The sequence below is a fragment of the Bordetella sp. 15P40C-2 genome (assembly GCF_009763235.1).
GTDB lineage: Bacteria > Pseudomonadota > Gammaproteobacteria > Burkholderiales > Burkholderiaceae_B > Bordetella_A.
In genome coordinates, this window is record NZ_WSJA01000007.1 from 78,370 (window position 1) to 92,538 (window position 14,169).

The 14,169-nt window shown below is 58.8% G+C and carries 13 protein-coding genes; 9 read left to right on the forward strand and 4 right to left on the reverse strand.

Features of this window, described 5'->3' with window-relative positions; all coding sequences use genetic code 11:
* Window positions 1-5: 5 nt before the first annotated feature.
* The 4 genes from dmpG to GOQ25_RS04235 all read left to right on the forward strand — a co-directional run bounded on the left by dmpG (window position 6) and on the right by GOQ25_RS04235 (window position 4,684).
* Window positions 6-1,019, forward strand: a complete 1,014-nt coding sequence (gene dmpG / locus GOQ25_RS04220) for a 4-hydroxy-2-oxovalerate aldolase (RefSeq protein ID WP_160349199.1) — start codon at window positions 6-8, stop codon at window positions 1,017-1,019.
* A 261-nt stretch (window positions 1,020-1,280) separates the two neighbouring features.
* Complete coding sequence (locus tag GOQ25_RS04225) at window positions 1,281-2,267, forward strand: TRAP transporter substrate-binding protein (protein ID WP_160349200.1); 987 nt, start codon at window positions 1,281-1,283, stop codon at window positions 2,265-2,267.
* A 17-nt stretch (window positions 2,268-2,284) separates the two neighbouring features.
* Window positions 2,285-3,205: an amidohydrolase family protein gene (locus GOQ25_RS04230; protein WP_336603716.1), complete on the forward strand. Its 921-nt coding sequence runs from the start codon at window positions 2,285-2,287 to the stop codon at window positions 3,203-3,205.
* Window positions 3,206-3,280: 75 nt separating this feature from the next.
* Window positions 3,281-4,684 carry an NAD(P)H-dependent oxidoreductase gene (locus GOQ25_RS04235; protein WP_160349201.1) on the forward strand — a complete coding sequence of 468 codons (1,404 nt, stop codon included), beginning with the start codon at window positions 3,281-3,283 and terminating at the stop codon, window positions 4,682-4,684.
* A gap of 26 nt (window positions 4,685-4,710) precedes the next feature.
* Here the strand turns inward: GOQ25_RS04235 and araD1 are convergent, their stop codons facing one another.
* Genes araD1 through GOQ25_RS04250 form a run of 3 tightly spaced genes read right to left on the reverse strand, consistent with a single transcriptional unit; the run spans window position 4,711 to window position 8,497 of the window.
* Window positions 4,711-5,706 carry an AraD1 family protein gene (gene araD1 / locus GOQ25_RS04240; RefSeq protein ID WP_160349202.1) on the reverse strand — a complete coding sequence of 332 codons (996 nt, stop codon included), beginning with the start codon at window positions 5,704-5,706 and terminating at the stop codon, window positions 4,711-4,713.
* 8 nt (window positions 5,707-5,714) lie between these two features.
* On the reverse strand, window positions 5,715-7,445 hold the full coding sequence (locus tag GOQ25_RS04245) for an IlvD/Edd family dehydratase (protein WP_160349203.1): 1,731 nt from the start codon (window positions 7,443-7,445) through the stop codon (window positions 5,715-5,717).
* 29 nt (window positions 7,446-7,474) lie between these two features.
* Window positions 7,475-8,497, reverse strand: coding sequence for a 4-hydroxythreonine-4-phosphate dehydrogenase PdxA (locus GOQ25_RS04250; protein ID WP_160349204.1), 1,023 nt, complete (start codon window positions 8,495-8,497; stop codon window positions 7,475-7,477).
* A gap of 168 nt (window positions 8,498-8,665) precedes the next feature.
* Between GOQ25_RS04250 and GOQ25_RS04255 the strand changes: the two genes are divergently transcribed.
* Window positions 8,666-9,610 carry a LysR family transcriptional regulator gene (locus GOQ25_RS04255; protein ID WP_202109324.1) on the forward strand — a complete coding sequence of 315 codons (945 nt, stop codon included), beginning with the start codon at window positions 8,666-8,668 and terminating at the stop codon, window positions 9,608-9,610.
* Window positions 9,611-9,752: 142 nt separating this feature from the next.
* On the opposite strand, the gene GOQ25_RS04260 is transcribed toward GOQ25_RS04255, so the two are convergent.
* Entirely contained in the window at window positions 9,753-10,208 is a 456-nt protein-coding gene (locus tag GOQ25_RS04260) for a fasciclin domain-containing protein (RefSeq protein ID WP_160349205.1), read from the reverse strand.
* 1 nt (window position 10,209) lies between these two features.
* Between GOQ25_RS04260 and GOQ25_RS04265 the strand changes: the two genes are divergently transcribed.
* From GOQ25_RS04265 to GOQ25_RS04280, 4 genes are all read left to right on the forward strand, one after another.
* Window positions 10,210-10,905 carry a MerR family transcriptional regulator gene (locus tag GOQ25_RS04265; protein ID WP_160349206.1) on the forward strand — a complete coding sequence of 232 codons (696 nt, stop codon included), beginning with the start codon at window positions 10,210-10,212 and terminating at the stop codon, window positions 10,903-10,905.
* Between the two features lie 337 nt (window positions 10,906-11,242).
* Window positions 11,243-12,208 (forward strand): tripartite tricarboxylate transporter substrate binding protein, encoded by a 966-nt coding sequence (locus GOQ25_RS04270; RefSeq protein ID WP_160349207.1) that lies wholly within the window; start codon window positions 11,243-11,245, stop codon window positions 12,206-12,208.
* Window positions 12,209-12,260: 52 nt separating this feature from the next.
* Window positions 12,261-13,142, forward strand: coding sequence for an SMP-30/gluconolactonase/LRE family protein (locus GOQ25_RS04275; RefSeq protein ID WP_160349208.1), 882 nt, complete (start codon window positions 12,261-12,263; stop codon window positions 13,140-13,142).
* A gap of 253 nt (window positions 13,143-13,395) precedes the next feature.
* The gene (locus GOQ25_RS04280; protein WP_160349209.1) at window positions 13,396-14,082 is read left to right on the forward strand and encodes a tripartite tricarboxylate transporter substrate binding protein; all 687 of its coding nucleotides are present in this window, start codon (window positions 13,396-13,398) and stop codon (window positions 14,080-14,082) included.
* The last annotated feature ends 87 nt before the right edge of the window (window positions 14,083-14,169 follow it).

Consider the following 14,169-nt stretch of genomic DNA (forward strand, 5'->3'; position numbering starts at 1 on the left):
TCAAGATGAATGAGAAGCTCTTTATCTCCGATGTGACGTTGCGCGATGGCAGCCATGCTATACGCCATCAGTATTCGGTGGAAAATGTGCGGCAGATCGCGCGCGCCTTGGATCAGGCGGGTGTCGACAGCATCGAGGTCGCTCACGGCGATGGGCTGGCCGGTTCCAGTTTCAATTACGGTTTCGGTGCGCATACGGACCTGGAATGGATCGAGGCCGCCGCCGCATCAGTGCAGCGCGCCCGCATCGCAACCCTGCTTATTCCTGGCATCGGTACCGTCCATGATTTGCGATCGGCCTACGACGCCGGCGCCCGCATGGTGCGCATCGCGACCCATTGCACCGAGGCCGATGTCGCGCGGCAGCACATCGCTGCCGCACGGGATCTGGGCATGGATACGGCAGGGTTTTTGATGATGAGCCATATGACCGAGCCCCGGCACCTCGCACAACAGGCCAAATTGATGGAGAGCTACGGCGCGACCTGCGTGTACGTGGTGGACTCCGGCGGGGCGCTTGGCATGCAGGACGTACGCGATCGCTTTCGCGCGTTGAAGGACGTACTGAATCCGGCGACGCTGACGGGGATGCACGCGCACCATAACTTATCGTTAGGCGTGGCAAACTCTATCGTGGCGGTCGAAGAGGGCTGCGACCGTATCGACGCCAGCCTCGCCGGGATGGGAGCGGGGGCGGGCAATGCGCCGCTGGAGGTATTTATCGCTGCAGCCAACCGCCTGGGCTGGAATCACGGTTGCGATGTACGGCTGTTGATGGACGCGGCCGATGACATCGTGCGCCCACTGCAGGACCGTGCAGTCCGCGTCGATCGGGAAACCCTGGCCCTGGGCTACGCCGGCGTCTATTCGAGTTTCCTCCGGCATGCCGAAGCTGCCGCGCAGCGCTACGGACTCAACACCGTGGATATTTTGCTCGAGCTCGGGCGCCGAAAGATGGTGGGGGGCCAAGAGGACATGATCGTCGACGTTGCCCTTGACCTGAAACAAGCAACACAATAAGTCCCGCGTATTCCTGTCGGGCTCAGGCCGGTGGATATCCGCTCTAAAAAATTACTCAGCGGTTCTTCAAGTTATTTTCGCTTGTGAGGGTGGTGGGCGGCCTCTTACACTGCTGAGTCCGGTTCGAATCGCTCTGCCTCGTCGGGTGATTTGGATACGAATAAATATAAAACACCACGAACCGCGCCGACATGGAACGATTCCACCGATCGCTTCTCCGCATCGCGCGCAAGACCTAAATCAAAACGTCAGGAGACAACAATGAAGACCAAGCTTTCGATCCTCGCGATGGCAGCCATCATGGCGCTAGGCTGCGGCTTTGCCACCGTGCAAGCCAAGACCGTCAAGATGCGCATGGGTCATACGCTGCCGGAGACTGATTCGCAAAACTTGGCCGCGATTGAATTCGCCAAAAAGGTCAAGGAGCGTACGAACGGCGAAGTCGACATCAAGGTCTTTCCGAACAGCGTTCTGGGCAATGATGGCGCCCTGGTGCAGGGGGTGCGCAGCGGCACGATTGATATCGGTGTGACGGGCAACCCTTTTCTGACGGGCGTGTCGGCCAATTTGAACGTTCTGGACCTGCCGTATCTATTCGATAATGAACAGCAAGCGTACAAGGTCCTCGACGGCAAGATTGGACGCGGATTGCTCGACGAACTCGGCCAGTATCAGCTCAAGGGCCTGGCGTTTTGGGAAATCGGTTTTCGCAGCCTGGCCAACAGCAAACTACCGGTCAACAGCGCATCGGATATTGCCGGGCTGAAGGTCCGTACGACGCCCAATCCTGCGCACATTCTGGCGTTCCAGGCCTTGGGGGCGAATCCGCAGCCTCTGGCCTACGGTGAAGTCTTCCCGGCCCTGGAAACCAAAGCGGTTGATGGACATGAGAACCCACCGACCCTGATGCTGGCTTCGAAGATGTACGAGGTGCAAAAGTACCTGTCGCTGACGCGTCATGCCTATACGGCTGGCCTGCTATTCATGAACAAACGCAAGTTCGATAGCTTGACCCCCGAGCAACAGCAGATTGTCATGGAAGAAGCTGCCGCCGCCGCGACCTTTCAGCGTGAGCTGAACGCCAAAAATCAAGAGACTGCACTGGCCGAACTGAAAAAACAGGGGATGCAGATCAACGAGTCGCCCGACGTTGAAAGCATTAAAAAGGTGGTGCAACAGCCGGTACGCGATGCCTTCGCCGCCAAATATGGCGACTCTCTGCTCAAAGCGATTGACGAACAACAGTAATCATAGGGAACGAACCAGTGCATTCCAAGCCACTGCCCAACGCCATCGTAGATGCTCATCATCACTTGTGGCGTCTGGACCAGGGACATTATCCCTGGCTGCAAGATGAATACGATGCCAACGCGTTTTTTCTGGGCGACTATGCGCGTATGTGTCACGATTTCGGTCCGCCCGAGTACCGGCGCCGGACGCAGTCATTGCCCATCCGCGCGACGGTACACGTCGAGGCGGAACGGGCGCGTGACGAGGCGCTTGCCGAAACGGCGTGGCTGCATGAGCTGAACTCGCAAACCGGTATGCCCAATGCTGTCGTGGCTTATGCCGATTTTGGCTCGCCGGACGTGGCATCGGCGTTGGAGCAGCAGTCTGCCTACCCGCTGGTTCGCGGAATACGCTGTAAGCCTAAAACGAGTGCAAGCCCCACAAGCAGCGTGCGCAACCAACCCGGCACGATGCAGGACGAGCGTTGGTTACGCGGTCTGGCCCTGCTGGAACGCTATGGCTTGTCCTGGGATTTGCGCGTTCCATTCTGGCACTTGAGCGAGGCCGCCGATGTCGCTGCCCAGTTTCCGTCCCTGCCCATCGTGCTGAACCATCTTGGTTTGCCGTGGGATCGGTCGGAAGAGGGCATCGCGGCGTGGCGACGCGGCATGGAGGCCTTGGCGCGCCATGAACAGGTGTACGTGAAGCTTTCAGAAATGGGCCTGCGCGACGCTGCCTGGAACACGGCGGAAAACGCCCGGCTGATTCGCGATACCGTCAGCATCTTTGGCTGGCAACGCTGTATGTTCGCCAGCAATTTGCCGGTGTCTGGCTTGAATGTAGACATGCCAACATTGATCGATACGGTGAGCTTGGGTGTCGAAGATCTGTCTGAGGCGCAAAAACAGGCGATCTGGCACGACAACGCCGTACGCTTTTATCGCATCGCCGTTTAATCCAGCCCATGCACCTGCTGCGCGCTCGCGACCTGAACGATGGTGCGGCGCGCGCAACTCCCTCGTCGGCAACTCATGAACTTTCATCAGTATTTTTCTCAAGTTAAACATCCTGTCCAATGCTGCGTGGTGGGCAGCGGAGGGTTTGGCCGCAGCTTTCTCGCACAGAGTTTGCGCGTGCCATTGATGGACTGCCGCATCGCGGTGGACATTGATGCCGCCATCTCGGTGCAAGCCATGCAGGCAGTCGGTATCGCGCCGGACCGAATCAAGATATGCGAGACCCCCGAAGCAGCGCGCAAGGCCTGGGAAGAGGGGGCTTTCATCGCGACCTCCCGCTTAGACACGGTGGCTGGGCTGCCCTTAGACATCGTGGTGGAAGCCACGGGCAATCCTGAAGCAGGCGCCCGACACGCACAAATCGCCTTGGACGCGGGATTGCATCTGGCCCTGGTGTCCAAAGAGGTTGATAGTGTCATCGGTCCCGCTCTCGCGCACGAGGCGCGCGGCAAGCAGCGTGTAGTGACGCCGGTCGATGGCGATCAGCCCAGCCTGTTGATCGGCTTGATCACGTGGGCCGAGGTCCTGGGGTTGGAGATCATTTGTGCGGGCAAGGCCAGCGAATACGATTTTGTGTTTGATCCTCAGACGGGCGACCTCACCAGCAATGGGGTGACCATCGCTGCTCCCGAGCTCGCGTCATATTGGTCGGTCCCCGCGGGCCATGCACAAGCGACTGTCGAGGCACGAGCCCACATCGCACGCGAACTACCACAGCGCACCGTGCCGGACTTCTGCGAGATGCTGGTGACAGCAAACTCGACGGGATTCAAGCCCGATCTGCCCGACATGCACGCGCCGATCTTGCGCACGGCCGAACTGCCGGAGGTCCTGCGGTTACGCAGCGAAGGCGGGATCTTGGAGAACAGCGGCACGCTTGAAGTCTTTCATTGTCTGCGACGGCCCGACGAAATCAGCTTTGCCGGCGGGGTCTTTGTCGTCGTGCGCTGTCATGACGAACCGAGCTGGGAACTGCTGGCAGGCAAGGGCCATGTGGTCAGCGCCGACCGCCGGACGGCATTGATCTTTCTGTCGCGCCACCTGCTCGGCCTGGAAGCTGCGACCAGCATTATCGAAGCCGCGGGCATGGGCATATCCAGTGGCAGTGCCGCGCCGCGCCCGGTGCTCGATCTGGTGGCGCGTACCACCGAGGATTTCCCTGCCGGCAAGGTGCTCACCATGGGCGGGCATCACCACACGATCGACAGCGTCACGCCCATGCTCGTCGATGCGGCGCCATTGGGAGATCGTACGCCCGTGCCGTTTTATCTGATGGCCAATCAAACCCTGCGTCGCGCTGTCAAGAAAGGCGAGGTGATTTGTTTTGGTGACCTCGAGATTGCGCCGGACTCTGCGCTGCTCCGGATTCGCCAGCGCCAGGACGCGATCTTCTTCGGTGACGACGCGCCCGCGCGATAGCGCGGACGCGCATGCGCTCAGGGCGCTTAGCTCAGTGTCCTGACGCTCACATACGGATCGGCGGCCTTGGGCGCAATCGGGTTGCGCAAGGGCCTGCCGAATTCCGGCACCTCGATTTCGAAACGATCGCCCGCCTGCGTCACGACGCCATCGGCAAAACTTAAGGTCGCGGTGCCGAAAAAGTGCACATGCATGGCCCCCGGTTGGCGAAATTGGGCATACTTGAAATGATGGTGTTCCAGGTTTGCCAGGGTATGAGCCATATTGGCTTCCCCAGTTAGAAACGGCTTTCTCCAGATGACCTGCCCATCACGCACGATGCGGGATTCGCCTTCCAGGTGTTCGGCGGGCTCGCCGATAAGCAGCTCGGGACCGAAGCTACAGGCTCGCAGCTTGGAATGCGCCAACCAGAGATAGTTGACCCGTTCCGTCACATGGTCGGAGAACTCATTGCCCACCGCGAAACCGATACGCACCGGCTGACCGTGTTTGTCAATCAGATATAGACCCGTGAGTTCGGGTTCCTCGCCCGCGTCTTGTGCGAAGCCCGGCACGGGTAACGGCTGCTCGGGGGCCACCAGGATCGACCCATCACCCTTATAAAACCATTCCGGCTGTGCACCGGCCTGGTCTTGAGGCGGTTTTCCCCCCTCGAGGCCCATTTTGAACATTCGCATGGAGTCGGTGAGCGACGCTTCATCGGCAGCGACTTTGGCATGCATTGAATCGCGCGTGTCGGCGCTGCCCAAATGCGTCAGGCCAGTCCCGCTGACCAGGCAGTGCGCGGGATCGGGGTGGGTGAGCGGCGGCAGCAGACGCTGGGCGGAGATCAAATCTTCATACGACAGCGACGCGTTGCCCAGATGCTTTTCGACCATCGTGGTGAGCGGCACCTCTTGCTCGATCGCAGCCATGGCCAGCGCGTAGGTGCCGCCTGCCATCTCGATCGGTCGCACAGTGTCGGCATTGACCACCAAGGCTGCCTGCACGCCATCGCCCTGTTTAAACTGAATCAGTCGCATATCCTGCCTCAATGATTGTGACGCGGCACCTTGGCACCGCTTTTACCCACCAGGAAATCGAAGTCCGCGCCTTCGTGTGCCTGCAAGACGTGGTCGACATACAGCTTCACATAGCCACGCTCCGAATGGATGGCGGGCGCTTTCCAGCGTTGCCGCCGCGCTTCGAGCTCGGCATCGTCCACGTGCAGATGCAGGGTGCGTTTGGGCACATCCAACGTAATCAGATCGCCATTTTCCACCAGCGCCAAGGGTCCCCCGACAGCCGCTTCGGGCGAGGTGTGCAACACGACGGTCCCATAGGCCGTGCCGGACATGCGTGCATCCGAGAGCCGGATAATGTCGTTGATGCCGCGCTTGAGCAGTTTGGGTGGCAGCGGCATATTGCCCACTTCAGCCATCCCCGGGTAGCCCTTGGGTCCACAGTACTTCAGTACCATCACGCAGTTTTCATCGATATCCAGGTCGTCATCGTTGATGCGATCATGCAGGTCCTCGATGGATTCGAAGACCACCGCGCGCCCGGTATGCTGCAGCAGATGCGGCGAGGCGGCGGAGGGTTTGATGATGGCGCCGTCCGGTGCGAGATTGCCGCGCAGCACGGCAATGCCCGCGTCTTCTTTGAACGGTTTCTCAAAGCTGTGTATGACTTCCGGTCGCCAACAGGGGGCCTGGTCAATGTTCTCGCCCAGCGTTCGGCCGTTGACGGTCAGCGCAGAGCTATGCAGCAGTCCCTTTTCCGCCAGCTGGCGCAGAATCACCGGTAAACCGCCCGCTTCGAAGAAATCCTCCATCAGGAAGCGGCCCGACGGCATGAGATCGAGCAGGCAGTGCACGCTGCGTCCCAATTCGTCCCAATCGTCCAGTTTCAGATCCACGCCGATGCGGCGGGCCAGGGCGATCAGATGTACCACCGCATTCGTCGAGCCGCCGATCGCGGCATTGGTGCGGATCGCGTTTTCAAACGCCTCGCGCGTGAGAATCTGCGACATGCACACATCGTCATGCACGAGCTGCACAATGCGCCGTCCCGCTTCACGCGCCAGGAGATGACGCCGCGCATCAACCGCGGGGATGGCCGCATTGCCGGGCATGCCAATGCCTAGCGCCTCGACCATGCACGCCATAGTCGAGGCAGTGCCCATCGTCATGCAATGCCCGTGCGAGCGATGCATGGCGGCTTCGGCTTCGTGAAACTGCTCGATCGTGATCGTGCCGGCGCGCAGCTGTTCGCTCATTGAAATCGTATTCGTGCCCGAGCCGACCGCCTTGCCTTCGTAGTAACCGCGCAGCATGGGACCGCCGGAGACGCCTATCGTCGGCAAATCGACACTCGCCGCGCCCATCAACAGCGCGGGCGTGGTCTTGTCGCAGCCCATCAGCAATACCACGCCATCGAGCGGATTGGCGCGAACCGCTTCCTCCACATCCATCGATGCCAGGTTGCGATACAGCATGGCGGTGGGACGCATCATCGTCTCGCCCAGCGACATGACGGGGAATTCCAGCGGAAAGCCGCCGGCGTCCAGCACGCCACGGCGAACATGCTCGGCCAGTTCGCGGAAATGCGAATTGCAGGGCGTGAGTTCCGACCACGTATTACAGATACCAATCACCGGGCGGCCGTCGAACTGATCCTGCGGGATGCCACTGTTCTTGAGCCAGGAGCGGTAATAGAACCCCATCTTGTCCTGCCGGTCGAACCACGCCCGGCTACGGAGCTTTTTACGGTGCGTTGTCATATTGTCTCCTCGAAAGCAGCCATAGGTGTTCAGGCCGCCTGACGCTGCTGCTGCTGGCTGCTCGCGATGCGTACGCACAGGTCAAAGGCGTGCTGCAGCCCTTCGATATTAGCTATGCCTTTCCCGGCGATGTCGAATGCGCTACCGCTAGCGGAGGTGACCACCGGAACCGGCAAGCCACCGTGCAAGGTCACGCCATGCTCGAAGCCAATCAGTTTCATGGCGATCTGCCCCTGGTCATGGAACATCGAAACCACCGCATCGAAATCGCCACGGCGCGCGGCGATGAAAATCGTATCCGGGGAGTAGGGCCCACGCGCGTCCGCGCCCATCGCGCGTGCGCGTTCCACTGCGGGGGCAATGACCTCGATTTCCTCCATACCGATCGAACCGCCGTCACCGGCATGCGGGTTCAAGCCCGACACGGCAATCCGGGGCTTCTCGATGCCCGCCTGACGCAGCGCGGTATCGATGATCTTCACCGCATCGCAGATCGTCTCTTGCGTGATCAGGTCGGCGACTTCGCGTATCGGGACATGCGAGGTGACTCGCGAGGTCCATAGCTTGCCGGTGATGTTGAACTCGCAGACAAAGCCGGGGATCTGCAACCTTTGCTGGATATGACGCAGCTCGTCTTCCTCCTGCAAACCGCCCAGTCGCAAGGAGTGCTTGTTTAGCGGGGCGAAGACGATTCCGTCACACAGTCCACGCTTAACGGCCTCGAGTGCGGTTTCGAGGGCCTGGAACGACGCATGCCCGGCTTGTACCGTGCATTCCCCCATTGGTGGGGATTTGCCATCCAGCCAGTTCTGCGCCAGTACGGTCAAACGACCCGGTTCATAGCGCACATCGTCCAGGCTTTCGATCGTGAGGGTATCCAGAGTAACGCCCACCAGGCGTTGTGCATCGGCCAGCATGACGGGATCGGTGATCACCAGTAGATCCGCGGCGTGCCGGTTTTGTTCGCGGGCTAATAATTTGACGGCCATCTCTGGACCGACGCCGGCGGGATCACCGAGCAGTACCGCGAGACGAGGACGTTGAGTTTTCATCGTTATACCTTTGCTGTGAGTCGGGAGGGCCGCAATGCGTGGCGGCGTATTTCGGTATCTGTCGGCCAGGGGTACGCCAAGCCTCTGACGTAGAGCTTAGGCGGTAATGTCATTCCATTCCAATAGCAATTTTGCAGGAATCGATATCGTTTTGTGTATGATTCGAACATGTCTTCTCCCCCCGCCTACCCGTCCTTGTTGCTGCGTCTGCGCACCCGCCAGCTTGCGTTGCTCAGCCATCTGAATGCCGAACGTCATCTGGGGCGCGCCGCTGCCGCCATGCACATCAGTCAGCCCGCGGCTACCAAGTTGCTGCAACAAGTGGAAGACACGCTGGGCGTGCCCTTGTTCGAACGTCACACCCGTGGCATGACGCCTACGCCTTATGGCGAGATCCTGATCCGCTACGCGCGCCGCATGCTGAACGACTTCGGTTTTGTGCAAGAGGAACTGGTCGCGCTGCGCGCGGGCCTGAGCGGCGTACTGCGTGTGGGCAGTGTGCCCGGCGCCGTGCCGGAGCTGCTGGCGCCCATGCTTAGCGCCTATAAACAGCAGCATCCGCGCGTTTCGGCGTCTGTGACTGTCGACACAAGTAATGTGCTGATCCGGCAATTAGCGCGAGGCGACGTGGATCTGGTGCTCGGTCGGGAAATCGAGGGCCATGGCGAGGGTGATTACGTGAGCGTGCCACTTCTCGAAGAAACGCTCGCCGTCGTCGCGCGGGCGCAGCATCCGTTGGCGGCTCGCACGAGCATCAGCCTTGCGGAGCTTGTCGAGGTGCCGTGGATTCTGCAGCCGCCGGGCTCTCCGCAGCGTGTGCGTTTTGACATGTCCTGGCAGGAAAGCGGCATCGATACCCGGCTGAACATCACGGAGTCGGCGTCGACGCTCGTCACCACGGCGATGCTGGAGGTCTCCGATATGGTGGCAATTATGCCCGGCTCGCTCGCGCAGCATTATGGACGCCTGGGGTTGCTATGCGTGCTTCCGGTCGAACTGTATGCACGACTGCCGCCGATTTACTTGATCACCCGCGATGATGATGCTCTGTCGCCCGCGGCAGCCCGTTTCGTCGCACAGCTACGTCGCTATGCCGACGGCGAAGCAGTATGATGGATGGCAGTGCGCGGCGTTGTGATGGGAACGGCTTCGCTCATGATCGAGTTCGATTAATTCGAGAGAGCGAGCACCGCGATCTTAAGAAAAACGAACCGGCAGCTCCGGGTCTGAGTTCAGCCCGCCATTGTGCTGAGCGTCACTTGGGCATCACGACCGCGTATATTACATGAATCACGCCGTTGTCCGTGACGATGTCTGTTTGAACAATCTGAGCATCCTCCACGAAGACTTTACCGTCCTTGGTGCTGATCTTGAGAGGGCTACACTGAACCGTCTTGACCGTGCCGGGAGCAACGTCCCTAGCCATGACTTTGCCCGCTATAACGTGATAGGTCAGCACTTTCGTCAAGGCGGCTTTATCCTTCAGCAGTGCATCCAACTGATCTTGCGGGACCTTGGCAAAGGCTGCGTCCGTCGGCACCCACACGGTAAACGGGCCAGGACCTTTAAGCATATTCACCAAGTCCGCGGCTTTAACCGCGGTGACCAGCGTATTGAAAGACACGGCCGATTGTGCGGTGTCGACGATGTCCGCTGCTTTAGCAGTGCCCAGTGCAAGCGCGAAAGTTATGCCAGCCAGAATACGTTTCATAATGTCGACTGACGCTCAGATTGGCGGGTCGCTCGGCGCATCCGTTCAAGGACCGATTCATCTAGCCGGCATCGGTGCGGCCTTGCCGCATCGCATTGCTGCCAGGGGGCGAGAAAGTCTCGACATGGAGATCGTCCACCAGGGCGCGAGCCTGGAACAAACCGGCTTGCCGTCGCCCGGTGCCCGAATCGACGTGCTGGTGATCGAGCAATCGGAACTTCACGAGAGCGCCGTTCCGTCCATTCTGGAGGCCAGGCATGCCTGCGCAGGCGCGTCCCTATTGGTGTTATACCGATACTGTGCCAGCGCAACCATCCGCAGGCTGCGATCTCAGGGTTGTCTGGTTGCGCGAATCCCCGCGGATAACAGCGAATTGATATCGCTGTGTCGGTCGGCTTTGAGTGGAGAACGGTTGCCCGATGAGCCCGCTGTGGAGGTGCCAGATCTCAAGTTCGATGAGGCTGCGCTAATGGCTATCATGGCGGCCGGCAGCGGATTGAAATGCGAGTGTCCCAGGCACTTGGCCGATCTGCTAATGATGGTTGGCAGCTTCGAACGCTACAGCGCGCAATGCGCGTCGCGCAACGAGGACGACGCGCTGCTGCATAAATCGCTGGAGCACGCCGCAGGACAAGCCCGCGCGATTTTGGAGAGGGCAATGGAACGGCTGGTTCGCGCCGAGGGGCTGCCATCATGAGGCGGATTGATCTCGACATTTCACGTCGGGGTGCTGTGGAACCCGTACCAGTTGGCATGGAGGCTTAAAGCCGGACCTCATCAGGCCTGCCCGAGGCCTGCCTCGTCATGTACTGGCGGCGGCATACCCGCGATCAGCGCGTTCAATAAAGTCGAAATGACCCCCCATTTTTTTTCCAAATATGCCTAAAAGCGGGTGTCAACAACCTATAAAGTCTCGTATTGAAAATACGGCTAAAACATAAGCTATTGATTTATAAGAATATTATTTGCTCTATCTATTGACTCGCTCGCGCATTGTCAGTCCGCTTCGATGCTGATGCAGTCAAGGAGACACTATGAAAATGATTTGTAAGTTCGCCCCTTTGGTCGCTGCGATGATCTGCATGGGCAACGCGCTGGCCGCTTATCCTGAAAAGCCCGTCAAGTTGGTCGTCCCATTCGCTGCAGGTGGGCCGAGCGATGTGGTTGCGCGTAGTCTCGCCGACGCGTTGAGCCGCAGCCTCGACAACCCGGTGATTGTCGAGAACAAACCCGGAGCGGGTGGCGCCATCGGCAGCACTCAGGTCGCGCGTTCAAAGCCAGACGGGTACACATTAGGCATCGCCGCGGTCTCCACCCACGTCGTGAACCCCGCCTGCAACACGACAATCGCCTACGACCCTATCAAGGACTTCACCGCGATCGCGTTGGTTGCCGAGATGCCCATGATCTGGGCCATGCAACCTACGATGAAAGAGCAAGGTCTCGCCGATCTGGTGAGTTCTTTCAAGGCCAAACCTGGCGCCTACACGCAGGGAACAGCTGGCATGTGCACGCTGCAGCACATGATGGTGCAGAAGATCAATGACAGACTCGACATCTCGATAGAAAGCGTGCCCTACCAGGGTTCGGCACCAGCCATGACGGACTTCATGGGTGGGAATATCGACCTTCTGATGGACGTCGGCTACTTGGTCCAACCCCTGGTCACGTCGGGTAAGGCTAAGCCAATTGCCGTGATTTCCTCCGCGCGACTTGACGCGCTTCCAGATGTGCCCACGGTCGATGAACTCGGCTACAAGGAACTGAACATTCGCCCTTGGTATGGCGTGGTCGCACCGCAAGGACTTCCCGAAGAAGTTACAGAAAAATTAACGGCTGCGGTCAACGCCGCGTTGGCCGATCCCAAGTTGCAAAACAGCTTTAAAGCCTCGGGCATGCTGCCGGTGACGAATGTCAGCGGAAAAGATTTTTCGGACAAAATTCAAAAAGAATTTGAAGAGAACAGGGCCTTTGCGGCGAAGACAAATTCGCCTCAGTGACGACTTTTTAGCTCAGCGTTCCCCGCCCTCTATTTTGTGAAACAAGTTTTTTATGCATTCCAATATCGATATTCAGCCCGCATGTGACGTTGTCTCCGTTACCGGTGAGTCGCCAGTGTGGTCAAGCCGTGACAACGCTCTGTACTGGGTAGATGTCCGGTCTAACCGTATCTTCCGCATGACTGCCTCAGGCAGCGTGACGGATTGGGATGTGGGCGAGCGTGTCAGCTCGGTCGGATTTCGCCGGGATGGAGGCTTGATAGGAACGTTTCGCAGCGGAATTTATGCGATTGACATTAGTGCGTGCGGGACTCAGGCGACAAAGACCTTGATCCTCTCGCCGGAGCTTGCTGCCGGTACGCGCCCCAAAGAGGGCAAGGCAGACGCCAGCGGCTGCTGGTGGTTTGGCAGCACTTGCGATGCCAATGAGCCACTAGGAGGATACTTTCGCCTGTTCCCGGACGGCCATTATGTGCAGGTCTCTGATGGGGTCACCATGGCCAATGGATTAGCTGTCAACGCAAGCGGTGACAAGGTATTGGCCGCCGACTCCATCACGAACACGATCTGGTCTTGGTCAGTAGACTTGGAAAGCAACACGTTATCGGAGCGGCAAGTGTTCTCGCGCGGTGAGGGGGTTACCGGCTTGATTGACGGCGCCACCTTCGACGACGAAGGCTACTACTGGTGCGCTTTGTTCGGCGAATGGGCAATTGCACGGTATTCGCCTGATGGGCAGCTAGTACGAAAAATCCAGCTACCTGTTAAATATCCGACCATGTGCGCGTTCGGCGGCGAAAACCTCGACACCCTGTTCGTGACCAGTTCCCAGTTTCATGCCGTCAACGACAAGGAACACCAACCGCTCGCGGGTCGGCTGTTCAAACTCGATGGCCTCGGTTCGCGAGGCGTCAACGAACGCGAGTTTGGCTAACCCCTCGCATAGTCTCATCGAAGCAGATGGCACAAGAGACGCGACGACGACCCGCGTCGGTCCGCTTGCGCCTGGCGAAAGCCAGGCCGGGTGACCCTGAGTCCAAGCCGCTACAAGCCCACGCGCCCTAGCTGGGCGGCGTGGGAAAAATATACGAGTTTGGATAACGGTGCCGCGCAAGCATTCACCAGACGGGTGCATGCGCTTTGTTGCGCCTCCAACACCAATTATTAAACCACTATGGAGAAAACAAATGAAAAACCGAGGAAAACGACAATTTGTGAAGCGGATCCTCAGCGTCGCATGTGTCTTGGCAGGATTGTCACCCACCTTGAGCGCCGCGCAACAGAACTATCCTGAAAAGTCGATACGGGTCATCGTTCCTTTCTCGCCCGGCGGCGGTGCCGACGCCTTAGGGAGGGAACTCGCTAAAAAAATGAGCGAGTACTTAGGGGTTTCCGTCTACGTCGAAAACCTGCCCGGTGCCAGTACGATTATCGGCACAGATCGGGCGGCCAAAGCGGCTCCGGACGGCTATACCGTTTTACTGACTAGTACAACGACGTTCGGTACCAATCCGCATCTGATCAAATCCCTTCCTTATACGCTGGACGATTTTTCCGGGATTTCTTTGCTCGCCGAGAATCCACTCGTGTTAGCAGCATCCACCAATACCCCTTTCAACACGATCGGAGAGCTAGTCACCTTTGCGAAGGATGCTAAACAGCCATTGACGTTTGGCACACAAGGTCAAGGGGGGACATCTCACCTGGCGGGGGAGATGATGAAATCTGAACTCGGCATCGATATGATCGATGTGCCGTATAAGGGTTCGTCACCGGGCTTGATGGATTTGGTAGGAAACCAGCTACCCCTTTTGGTCGATGGAACAGTGGCGTCCTTACCGTTATTCAAGGATGGACTGACCTGCTCCCCGTAATTAGTACGAAATTGTTGTAGAGTCCGTTCATAAAGGAACGGCAATGAAGAAGCGATTCACGGAAGAACAGATCATCGGCGTGCTCAA

What these genes read in the sequence shown, in the direction of transcription:
- GOQ25_RS04260 (WP_160349205.1), bottom strand. Translation starts at nt 10,208, where the DNA reads ATGAAACGTATTCTGGCTGGCATAACTTTCGCGCTTGCACTGGGCACT.
- GOQ25_RS04280 (WP_160349209.1), top strand. Translation starts at nt 13,396, where the DNA reads ATGAAAAACCGAGGAAAACGACAATTTGTGAAGCGGATCCTCAGCGTC.
- GOQ25_RS04235 (WP_160349201.1), top strand. Translation starts at nt 3,281, where the DNA reads ATGAACTTTCATCAGTATTTTTCTCAAGTTAAACATCCTGTCCAATGC.
- dmpG (WP_160349199.1), top strand. Translation starts at nt 6, where the DNA reads ATGAATGAGAAGCTCTTTATCTCCGATGTGACGTTGCGCGATGGCAGC.
- GOQ25_RS04245 (WP_160349203.1), bottom strand. Translation starts at nt 7,445, where the DNA reads ATGACAACGCACCGTAAAAAGCTCCGTAGCCGGGCGTGGTTCGACCGG.
- GOQ25_RS04225 (WP_160349200.1), top strand. Translation starts at nt 1,281, where the DNA reads ATGAAGACCAAGCTTTCGATCCTCGCGATGGCAGCCATCATGGCGCTA.
- GOQ25_RS04255 (WP_202109324.1), top strand. Translation starts at nt 8,666, where the DNA reads ATGTCTTCTCCCCCCGCCTACCCGTCCTTGTTGCTGCGTCTGCGCACC.
- GOQ25_RS04275 (WP_160349208.1), top strand. Translation starts at nt 12,261, where the DNA reads ATGCATTCCAATATCGATATTCAGCCCGCATGTGACGTTGTCTCCGTT.
- GOQ25_RS04270 (WP_160349207.1), top strand. Translation starts at nt 11,243, where the DNA reads ATGAAAATGATTTGTAAGTTCGCCCCTTTGGTCGCTGCGATGATCTGC.
- araD1 (WP_160349202.1), bottom strand. Translation starts at nt 5,706, where the DNA reads ATGCGACTGATTCAGTTTAAACAGGGCGATGGCGTGCAGGCAGCCTTG.
- GOQ25_RS04265 (WP_160349206.1), top strand. Translation starts at nt 10,210, where the DNA reads ATGTCGACTGACGCTCAGATTGGCGGGTCGCTCGGCGCATCCGTTCAA.
- GOQ25_RS04250 (WP_160349204.1), bottom strand. Translation starts at nt 8,497, where the DNA reads ATGAAAACTCAACGTCCTCGTCTCGCGGTACTGCTCGGTGATCCCGCC.